Here is a 10555-nt window from a genome sequence, read left to right on the forward strand (position 1 = left end):
GTGAAGCGGGGATGCGTTAACTTTTTATTCATACAAGGGCCCGTGTGGCCTTACCACTCTCACTAAATTTCCCCCGATGAGGGGCTGGCTCTAACCCCCTTGGCCGGCCCCTCAGCACTTTTTGGGTCAGGCAAAATCTGTGTTGTCCTGCAGGATTTGCCGCACCAGATCGGGCAGGTCCGCGCTTTGATCATAAGCCACCAGATGCGGAATCTCGGCCAGTGGGGATTTGCGATATCCTTGAGAATACAGAAGAAATGGAACACCTGCCCGTGCGGCGGTTTCGGCGTCGACTTCGCTGTCGCCGACATAGATCGCGGGTCCGGCAGCGGGAAGGGCTTCGAAACAGGCGTTCAGATGGACCGGGTCAGGCTTTCGCGTTGGCAGCGTGTCGCCTCCAATAACCGAATCGAAGAATCGCGACAGATCAAAGGCGTCCAGAACGTGACGCGCCGGGGCTTCGGGTTTGTTGGTGCAAACCCCCATGGCGCAGCCCATGTCGCGCAACTGTTCCAGCGCGGTGACGACGCCGGGGTAAACCGTCGTTTCTTGCGTTGGCGCGGCGTTGTAATATTGCAAAGTGGCGTGGGTCAGGTCCTTGTGCCGATCGGGTGGCAGGCCGCAATGCGCCATGGCGCGCTCGACAAGCTTGGGCAGCCCATTTCCAACGAATGTTTGAATGGTGTCGCGCGGCAAGGCGGCCAGCCCTTCATCTGCCAGCATCCGGTTCACCGCTGCCGCCAAATCTTCGACGCTATCCACCAGGGTTCCATCCAGATCAAAGACCACCACTGCCGACATGAACGCCTCCGTTCTACTTGGTTTCGATTTTCTGACCGGGGCTATGCCCCGTCACCGGCTCTCGGAAGTCCGAAACCGGCCCGACATAGGACAGGCAATCCCGCTGAAAGACAACCACATGCGACAGGTCTGGTCGCGAGCGCGAAGAATACAGCATCGCCTGCGCCTTAGCACTTCGGGCCGCGTCCGAGAATGCCCAGGTAGGCGAAGGCTCTCTGCCCGCCCGGATGTCCTGCCACACGATAGAAGCCTCGCGATTGCCACGTTCATCCGCAACACGCGCGGCATCCAGCCACATCGGGATAAGGACGCGCTTGGTGCCGTCACCCAGATACCTCCGGATCGCCACAGCCGCGCCCTCGGCACTCAGAGAGGCATAGGCGGCCACCTGTCCCGAATGATGAAACCGACCTTCTGGCGCTTGCGCCACGATAGAAGGCGTATCGACCAGCGCTGCAGGCAGAAGCCTCCAAACCGGCCCGGTGTATCGCATCAGTGCTGTCACGGCCTGTATCGCCCACTCTGTCCGGGCACCGTGATCTCAGATGTGCTTGGCGCAGGCAAGGAAATTGCCCGAAACCCTATCATTTCAGGCATCAAAAAGAGGCACTTGACATATCTTACTATTTTAATCAGAATTATCGACAAGATCGAAAAGCCAACCCGATAGAGGGTCAGCCAGACAGGTAATCAACTGGATACGGCGTTTCGCCACCCCACGCTCTGGAGATGATCCCGATGAACGCGCAGACCCCCAACCCGTCGCAAAGCTATGCCGTTTCGATACTGCCCGCCCACAAGGCCGAAGACCTGACCAAGGGCGGCAATCTGGCCCATATCGAACTGGGCGACCAGCTTTACACCCTGCGCATCACCCGCGCAGGCAAGCTGATCCTCACGAAATGAGCGCGCCATCCCCGCGCGGCGGGGCCGCGGTTGGCCGCCTTGCCGATCTGACTCCGCTTGAGGCCGGGGCCGTCATGTATTTGCGCCTTTGGGGCGCAGGCGCTGGCGGTCGCGCTGATGCAGCCAGCGATTTCGACCTCGCGCTGGGCGCGGATCAGGGGCAGGCGGCCATGCTGACACTGGACCAGCTGTGTTCTTTATGTGCGTATCACGGCCGCAGGCCCTTGATCAGGCACGGTCTGGACTGCGGATGCCTGGGCGCGGATGAAAATTGCTTTGCCCAGATGATCGCCGCCGCCGCTGAAGGGGCCCGGGAAGATGCGATGATGATGGCCTCGCTGATCGTGCGCCCGGACTATGCGCCTGCTCTGGCGTCCCTGTCCGAGGAACTTGGGATCGTGCTGCGCCGTATGACCGCCTATACCCCCGTGCCGACAACAGGGCATCACGCTTCCCCGGCAGTGGTGCACTGATCGGTCACGAAAAACCCCGGCAGATTGCCGGGGTTTTTTGGTTTTATCAGCAGCCACAACCTGCGTGATGATGATCATGCCCGCAATCCGGGGCGGGCGCATAATCACCCACCTCGGCCAGCACATCGCGCAAGGCCCACAGGATCATGTCTACATCCTCGGCCTCGATGGTCAGAGGCGGGCGAATTTTCAGAATATTGTCCTTTGGCCCTTCGCTGCCGATCAGAATCCGATGGTCGCGCATCCGGTTTTTGACGTAAGCGCAGATTTCAGAGGCCTCAGACCCGTCCGGGTTGATCAGTTCGACCCCCAGAAACAGCCCCATGCCGCGTACATCGCCGACGCAGGCAAAATCGGACTCGATCCCACGCAGACCCTCCATCAACCGCGCACCCATTTCGCGTGCGTTTTCCTGCAGCCCCTCATCATCAACGATATCCAGCACCTCTTTGCCGATACGGCAGGACAGGGTCGAACCGCCAAAGGTCGAAAAGAACTCGATCCCGTTGTCGAAACTGTCGGCAATCGCCCGGGTTGTGACCACAACGCCCAGCGGATGACCATTGCCGATGGGTTTGCCCAGCACCACGATATCCGGCAGCGCGCCTTGATGCTCAAAGCCGAAATAGTAATCCCCCAACCGCCCCAGACCGGTCTGCACCTCATCCGCGATGCAGACACCACCGGCGGCGCGGATTTTCTGATAAACCGCCGCCAGATAGCCTTTGGGCGGGATGATCTGCCCTCCGACCGAGGGGAAGGTCTCGGCAACGAACCCGGCAAGACCCTGACCACGCGCCTGAAGGGCGGCAATCGCCGGGTCCACAAATTCCGCGAAATTTGTGGCGCGATCTGCATCGTCGCGCCGGAACGACCCACGATAATCGTCGGCTACCTCGATCAGTTCCACCCAATCGGCCTGACCCACGCCATCGGGCTTGTTGAACTTGTAGGCCGAGATCGCAACAGCCGCATTTGTGTTGCCGTGATAGCCGTGATCGGGCGTCACGATCCCCTTGGCCCCTGTATGCGCGCGCGCCAGCCGCAAGGCCAGCTCATTTGCCTCGGTGCCGGAATTGACAAAGAAACACACCTCGAACGGGTCCGGCAATTTCGACAGAATCTTGTCGGCAAAGGCGGTCTGCGCCGGATGCAGATAACGGGTGTTCGAATTCATCCGCTTCAGCTGATCTGCCGCCACCGCCTGAATGCGCGGATGCGCGTGGCCCACATGGGGCACGTTGTTATAGGCGTCCAGATAGGGGCGGCCCCATTCGTCGAACAGGTGGTGCCGCCATCCGCGCACCAACATCACCGGATCATCATAGGTCAGGCTGAGGTTGCCGCCGAAATGATCCCGCCGCCCCCGCAGGATAGCCTGCTTGTCGGTTGGGCGATAGAACACCTTGTCCTCCAGCAGATTCAACAGCGCCGCCGGGTTGGGGCAGACCGCGTGCCAAAGATCCATCTCGTCCGGGTCGCCCACACCGGGCCAGTCGGCCTGCATTCCATCCGTGGTCAGGGCCAGTTGGAAATGCACATGCGGGGCCCATCCTCCGTTCTGTGTGGCGTCTCCCAATCGCGCAAAGGCCGCGCCCTGCGCCACCGGATCACCGGGTTTCAGACGATCGCACACCTCGGGATCAAGATGGCCATAAAGCGTATAGAACGCATCACCCTCGGGCGTTTCATGATGCAGGATCACCACCCCGCCATAATCCAGATGCGCGTCCCGGTTCTCGACCGCTTCGACACGCCCACTCATAGGCGCATGAAGAACGGTGCCCGCCGGGGCAAAGACATCAACCGCCAGATGCACGGTGCGCCGATCCGAGGCCTTCCACGGCCCCTTGCGAAACCCCGGCTCGGCATAGATCAAACGCGGTTCGTTGTAATACCCAAGCCAGATGCCATCCCCGAATTCTTCGCCCACGCGTGCGGCCTCGGACAATGGCATGTGAAACGGGTTTTGCGGCCAGGTGGAGTTCTCGACCGAAAGCGATCCCATCGGCGCGTCCGTCAGATCGGTATCAAACATCTGGGCAAACTGACCACGATGGTCCTCCAGATAGGCATGGATGCGCTCGGCCCCGTCAACCACCGGCATCCCGCAGGCCACCCGCAGGCGGGCCGGCATCAGTCCACCATTGACATCGCTCCTTTCCAGAAAGCGCCATGCAGGGGCCTGAGAGATCGTCACATAGGGATCATCCGGGGTCTCAATTGCCATCAGGGTCGAATTGACCACCGAAACGGCAAGCCGCATCCGCAGCAGTGGCCAGATCAGGTCGATTTCATCCGAACGCAGACGGTTGGCGGCGTGATAACCGCGAACCAGCGCTGCCAGCGCGCGCTCGGGCCTTGGATGATCCAGCACGACATAGGCCCCGGCAATGGCCAGATCGCACACACGCGGCGCCGCACACATATCGCCCAGATCGATCAGGCCCGACACGCTGCGCCGCTTGGACAGGGCGCCTTCGACCAGAATGTTATAGTCATTGGCATCGTTGTGAATCGCCTGTTTGGGCAACTCCGCCAATCTGCCCGTGACATCCGCATAACCCTGCACGATCTCCTGCAACAGGGCCCGCCTTGCAGGGTCGCGGACCACGTCCAGTTGGTCAGTAATCCACCCGGCCTGCATCAGATCCCACTTGAAACCCGGCCGGTCCAGCGCGCCATGTGAAAACGGCTCCAGCGCGCGGTCGGTTGCGCCCAGAACACGGCCCAGTTTCAGGATCAGATCCTCGGTTTTGGGAGTCGCGTCGGCATAACACTGCCCCGGCAGGCGTTCCAGCAGCCACACAAGACGCGGCTGGCCTTGCTCATCCGCAATCTCAGGTAGCTCCGTGCCATCCAGGGCCGGGATCACCCTGGGAAAAGGCAAGCCCGGTGCTGTGGACGCAACATGTTCCAGCGCCTTGACCTGCAGATCAACCAAAGCGGTTTCACACCCCGCCCGCATGACCTTCAGCACATAATCCTGACCATTCGTGGCCTGTACCAGAAAGTTCAAATCATACTCACCATCCAGCCGGGTCAGCCTGGCGTCCAGCCCCCAATGCTGCCGCAGGGCCAAGGCCCAAAACTCTGTCATGCCACCCATGCGATTCCCTGCCGTCCTATCACCGGGATCTCCTTCATCTGTCCAAAAAATATCCTCGGGGGGTGAATTGGCCGACAAGGCCAAGAGGGGGGCAGACAGCCCCCCTTCCACCGTCACCCCAAAGCGCGCAGGCGCTTGATCAGAGACGACGTATCCCAGCGCCCGCCGCCCAGCTTCTGTACGTCCTTGTAGAACTGGTCGACCAACGCAGTCACAGGCAGAGACGCCCCGGTCTCGTTCGCCGTATCCAGACAAATGCCCAGATCCTTGCGCATCCAGTCGACGGCAAAGCCGTGGTCAAAATGGTCGTCCAGCATCGTCTCATACCGGTTCGCCATCTGCCAGCTTCCGGCTGCGCCCTGAGAGATCACTTCGACCACAGACCGCCCGTCCAAACCGGCCTTTTCGGCAAAGTGCAATGCCTCGCTCAAACCCTGAACCAGCCCGGCGATGGCGATCTGGTTGCACATCTTGGTCATCTGACCCGCGCCGCTGTCGCCAATGCGCCGACACATCTTGGAATAAACCTGCATCACAGGTTCCGCTGCGTCATAGGCTGCCTGTTCACCACCGCACATGATCGACAAGACACCATTCTCGGCCCCGGCCTGACCGCCCGAGATCGGCGCGTCGACAAAGGCAATTCCTTTCTCTGCCGCAGCCGCAAACAGCTCATGCGTCACTTTCGCGGAAACGGTCGTATGATCGACAAAGATTGCGCCGTCCGACATGCCATGAAACGCGCCGTCATCGCCGCTGCAGACCATGCGCAGATCGTCATCATTGCCAACGCAGGCCATCACAAACTCGGCCCCCGCCGCAGCCTCTTTCGGCGTGGCAGCCGCGGCACCGCCATGCTGAGCCACCCATTTCTCGGCCTTGGCCGACGTACGGTTATAGACGGTGACGTCATGACCCGCTGCCTGCAGATGCCCGGCCATGGGATAGCCCATGACACCCAGACCCAAAAACGCGATTTTTGCCATTGATTGATCCTCTCCGCTGACCGACGGCTGAACGGGGTTCAGACAACCGGTGTGTTTGGCACTGACAAAGCAAAGGTGAGGCCAAAGGGCAACCCCGCGTCAGGGTTTGCCACCCAAATCCTTCAGGATCGGACAATCGGGCCGATCATCCCCGGCACAGGCGTCGATCAGATGGCTCAGCGTGTCGCGCATGGCATTCAGATCGGCGATCTTGGCCTCGATTTGGGTCAGGTGTTGCCGCGCAACGCGTTTGACATCCGCGCTGGCACGGGTTTCGTCCTCATAAAGCGCAAGCAGGGTGCGGCAATCCTCGATCGTGAACCCCAGCGCACGGGCGCGACCCAGAAAGTTCAGCTTGTGAACGTCCTGATCGCGGAAACGGCGATAGCCATTGTCGTCGCGCAGAGGTTTGATCAGGCCGATATCTTCGTAATACCGGATCGTTTTCGCGGGCAGCCCGGTGCTGGCAGAGACATCTCCGATGTTCATGAGGTGACCTCCTGTCTGGCAATGGGCAGCTCCCGCTCGGGCAAGACGGCGCGCACCCGACGCAGGCGCAGCGCGTTCGAGACGACAAAGACGCTGGACAGCGCCATCGCACCCGCTGCCAGCGCAGGTGACAACAGATGCCCGCTGACAGGGTACAGAATACCTGCAGCAACCGGGATCAGCAGGATGTTATACCCAAAGGCCCAGCCAAGGTTCTGCTTGATGTTGCGCAAGGTGCAGCGGCTGATCTCGAGCGCATTTGCGACACCGCGCAGATCGCCTGACATCAACACGACGTCTGCGGTTTCTATCGCCACATCGGTCCCAGAACCGATGGCGATACCGATATCCGATGCCGCAAGGGCAGGCGCGTCGTTGATACCATCACCCACAAAGGCAACCGCGCCATATTCATCCTGCAACCCCCGGATGGCTTGCAATTTGCCGTCGGGCATGACCTCGGCGGTGATGTGATCGATGCCAAGCGCATCCCCCAACGCCCGCGCGGTCCGGGTATTGTCGCCCGTGATCATCGCAAGTTTCAGCCCCATCTGTTGCAACAGTTGCAGCGTGTCGCGCGTGCCGGGTTTGACCGGATCTGCCACCGCCAGCGCAGCCGCCGCGTGGCCATCAATGGCCACAAACAATGGCGTCGTACCGGCCTTGGCATGGCGCTCGGCTTCGTCCGAAAGATCCGACAGGTCGATCCCGCTTTGCCTCATCAACCGATCCGCGCCGACAAGAACCCGGTGCCCCTCGACCAGGGCCGAGACGCCCTGCCCGGTGAGGGACTGAAATTCGGAAACCTGGGGCAACTCCTCAGGGGCCGCGCGAATAATCGCATGGGCAATCGGATGCTCTGATTGCGCCTCGACCGCCGCAGCCAGACGCAGAACCTCGGCCCTGTCAAAGCCATTGGCCGTCACCACATCCGACAATTCAGGCCGTCCAAGCGTCAGCGTCCCGGTCTTGTCAAAGGCCACAACCTTCGCCTGCTGCAGGTGTTGCAGCGCGTCGCCTTTGCGGAACAGAACACCCAGCTCAGCCGCGCGACCGGTACCGACCATGATCGAGGTTGGCGTGGCAAGGCCCATCGCACAAGGGCAGGCGATAATCAGAACCGACACTCCCGCAACCAGTGCCAGAGGCAATGCCGGTGCCGGACCAAAGGCAAGCCAGACCAACACCGTCAGCACCGCTCCGGCAATGACGGCTGGCACGAAATAATGGGTGATCCTGTCAACCAACCCCTGAATGGGCAATTTGGCACCTTGCGCCTGTTCGACCATGCGGATGACCTGAGCCAGCACGGTATCCGCACCCACACGGGTTGCCTGAATACGCAGCGCCCCGGTGCCGTTTACGGTGCCGCCGACAACCTGATCATCTTTGGCCTTGCCAACCGGGACGGGTTCACCCGTGATCATGCTTTCATCAACGTATGACGTGCCATCCAGAACATCGCCATCGACCGGGATCCGCTCACCGGGTCGAATGATCAGCACATCGCCTGCGACAACCTCGGCAATCGGGCGGTCCTGCCAGGCCTCATCCCGCCACACGCGCGCGGTGCTGGGCTGCAGCCCGACCAGCTTGCGGATCGCGGCCCCGGCCCGCCCCTTGGCGCGCGCCTCCAGCAGACGCCCAAGCAGGATCAGTACAATGATGACCGCCGCCGCCTCGAAATAAACATTGGCGGTGCCTTGCGGCAGCAATTGCGGCGCAAAGGTCGCGACAACGGAATAGAGGAAGGCCGCACTGGTGCCCAAAGCAACCAGCGCATTCATATCCGGCGCACCGCGCAGCAGCGAGGGGAACCCCTTGGCATAAAACACGCGACCCGGCCCGATCATCAGAACACTGGTCAGCGTAAACTGAATCAGATGGCTGGCTTGTGTCCCGATTGCGCCCTGAACCCAGTGATGGAAGGCGGGGACAAGATGCCCGCCCATCTCAAGAATGAACACAGGCGCGGCCAGTGCGGCGGCAACAAGCGTTGTCCGGGTCAGCCGGGACATCTCATCGGGATGCGCGCCGGTCTCTGTGCTGTCGGCACCCTCGGACGGAACCGACGGATACCCGGCGGCGGTCACGATCCTCGCCAGCGCGGCAGGGTCGGTTGCCCCTTCGGCAAAGGTCACCGTTGCGCGTTTGGTAGCAAGATTAACGCTTGCCTCAAGCACACCCGGCGCATCCTGCAACGTGCGCTCGATCCGTGAAACGCATGAGGCGCAGTTCATGCCCGAAACTTCGATCTGAGTGTGATGTGGCTGTGCCATCCGAGTCGCCCTGACGCTGTGAACAGGTATCAAATGGGGCTTCCAGTCACGGGAAGGTCAAGAGGTTTGGCCGCTTTATTTCCACCTGTTTGAAAAAAGAACGTTGCGTTTCTGGTCTCTGAAGCAACGCGACACGGATTGGAGGGAATCGCCGCGACCGCTAGCCTTGGGCAAAACCCCGAAGTCATGAGGTCGCTATGTCGCTTTTTACCAGTTCCGCCGCGTGGGTCACGGATGAACACCGGATGTTTGCCGATATGGCGGGCCGGTTTCTGGACGATGAACTTGTGCCCAATATGGAAACATGGCTGGATCAGGGTGTCGTTGACCGGGCGTTCTGGGAAAAGGCAGGTCAGGCCGGGCTGATGGCCGGATCAATCGCCGAGGACCATGGCGGCGTGGGCGGCGGCATGGGGTTTGATGCAGTCACGCTCTACGAACAAAGCTCGCGCGGGGATGCGGGTTGGGGATACGGCATCCAGTCTATCGTGACCCACTATATCAACGCCTATGGCAGCGACGAGCAAAAGCAGAAATGGCTGCCAAAGCTCGCGTCCGGGGAAATGGTCGGCGCGCTTGCCATGACCGAGCCCGGCACTGGGTCAGACGTGCAGGCCGTGCGAACAACGGCCGAGCAGGATGGAAATTCCTACCGCATCAATGGATCCAAGATGTTCATCACCAACGGCCAGTCCGCCGATCTGGTGATTGTCACGGCCAAGACCGACAAGTCGCTGGGTGCCAAAGGCGTCTCGCTGATTGTTGTCGAGACGGACGGCGCCGATGGGTTTCGTCGGGGCAAGAACCTTAAAAAACTGGGCATGAAGGCCAATGATACGGCCGAGCTTTTCTTTGAGGACGTCAAAGTGCCCATGACCAACCTGCTTGGCCCGGAAGAGGGGCAGGGGTTCTACCAACTGATGAAGCAATTGCCGTGGGAACGGTTGACGATTGGCATCATGGCGCTGGGGGCAATCGACTTTGCCATCGCCGAGACCGTGAATTATGTGCAGGAGCGTAAGGCCTTTGGTCAGCGGGTAATGGATTTCCAGAACACGCGCTTCAAGCTGGCCGAATGCAAAACCAAGGCTGAGGTTCTGCGCAGTTTCGTGAACGACTGCATTGCCAAGCTGGAAACGGGCGAGTTGGACGCGGCCACGGCCTCGATGGTGAAATATTGGGGTTCCGAGACCCAGAACGAAGTGATGCACGAATGCCTCCAGCTCTTTGGCGGCTACGGCTTCATGATGGAATACCCCATCGCGCGTCTTTATGCAGATGCGCGGGTTCAGATGATCTATGGCGGAACAAACGAAGTGATGAAGGAACTCATCGCCCGCTCGCTGGATGTCTGAACAGGCGGGGGCTCCCGCCCATCGTCGATATTCCTGTCGGAACATCTCCTCTGGTTGGGCCGGGCCAGGGCGGGCAAAGCCCGCGCCGACCCGGCCCCCCTGCCGTCCGCAGGACCCAAGGCCAAAAGCCGCCCAGCAGGTGGTAAAATGCCGTATC

Annotated in this window: 9 protein-coding genes; 3 read left to right on the forward strand and 6 right to left on the reverse strand. The window is 60.7% G+C overall.

What is annotated here, in order from left to right; all coding sequences use genetic code 11:
- Window positions 1–126: 126 nt before the first annotated feature.
- Both gph and ACR0FG_RS17795 read right to left on the reverse strand, forming a co-directional pair.
- Window positions 127–801, reverse strand: coding sequence for a phosphoglycolate phosphatase (gph, locus tag ACR0FG_RS17790; protein WP_480894398.1), 675 nt, complete (start codon window positions 799–801; stop codon window positions 127–129).
- 13 nt (window positions 802–814) lie between these two features.
- Window positions 815–1306 (reverse strand): RES family NAD+ phosphorylase, encoded by a 492-nt coding sequence (locus ACR0FG_RS17795; RefSeq protein ID WP_480894400.1) that lies wholly within the window; start codon window positions 1304–1306, stop codon window positions 815–817.
- A 233-nt stretch (window positions 1307–1539) separates the two neighbouring features.
- Between ACR0FG_RS17795 and hemP the strand changes: the two genes are divergently transcribed.
- Entirely contained in the window at window positions 1540–1707 is a 168-nt protein-coding gene (gene hemP, locus ACR0FG_RS17800; protein WP_170713919.1) for a hemin uptake protein HemP, read from the forward strand.
- A complete protein-coding gene (locus ACR0FG_RS17805) occupies window positions 1704–2180 on the forward strand; it encodes a hypothetical protein (protein WP_480894402.1) in 477 nt (158 codons plus the stop codon). The genes hemP and ACR0FG_RS17805 overlap by 4 nt, the downstream gene beginning before the upstream one ends.
- 46 nt (window positions 2181–2226) lie before the next feature.
- On the opposite strand, the gene ACR0FG_RS17810 is transcribed toward ACR0FG_RS17805, so the two are convergent.
- From ACR0FG_RS17810 to ACR0FG_RS17825, 4 genes are all read right to left on the reverse strand, one after another.
- Window positions 2227–5289, reverse strand: coding sequence for an aminotransferase class III-fold pyridoxal phosphate-dependent enzyme (locus ACR0FG_RS17810; RefSeq protein ID WP_480894403.1), 3063 nt, complete (start codon window positions 5287–5289; stop codon window positions 2227–2229).
- Between the two features lie 113 nt (window positions 5290–5402).
- Complete coding sequence (locus ACR0FG_RS17815) at window positions 5403–6317, reverse strand: NAD(P)-dependent oxidoreductase (RefSeq protein ID WP_480894418.1); 915 nt, start codon at window positions 6315–6317, stop codon at window positions 5403–5405.
- 57 nt (window positions 6318–6374) lie between these two features.
- On the reverse strand, window positions 6375–6764 hold the full coding sequence (gene cueR, locus ACR0FG_RS17820) for a Cu(I)-responsive transcriptional regulator (protein ID WP_480894405.1): 390 nt from the start codon (window positions 6762–6764) through the stop codon (window positions 6375–6377).
- The gene (locus ACR0FG_RS17825) at window positions 6761–9043 is read right to left on the reverse strand and encodes a heavy metal translocating P-type ATPase (RefSeq protein ID WP_480894407.1); all 2283 of its coding nucleotides are present in this window, start codon (window positions 9041–9043) and stop codon (window positions 6761–6763) included. The genes cueR and ACR0FG_RS17825 overlap by 4 nt, the downstream gene beginning before the upstream one ends.
- 197 nt (window positions 9044–9240) lie before the next feature.
- On the opposite strand from ACR0FG_RS17825, the gene ACR0FG_RS17830 reads away from it, so the two are divergent.
- Window positions 9241–10398, forward strand: a complete 1158-nt coding sequence (locus ACR0FG_RS17830) for an acyl-CoA dehydrogenase family protein (protein WP_480894409.1) — start codon at window positions 9241–9243, stop codon at window positions 10396–10398.
- Window positions 10399–10555: the final 157 nt, after the last annotated feature.

This window comes from Ruegeria sp. E1 (assembly GCF_056534225.1).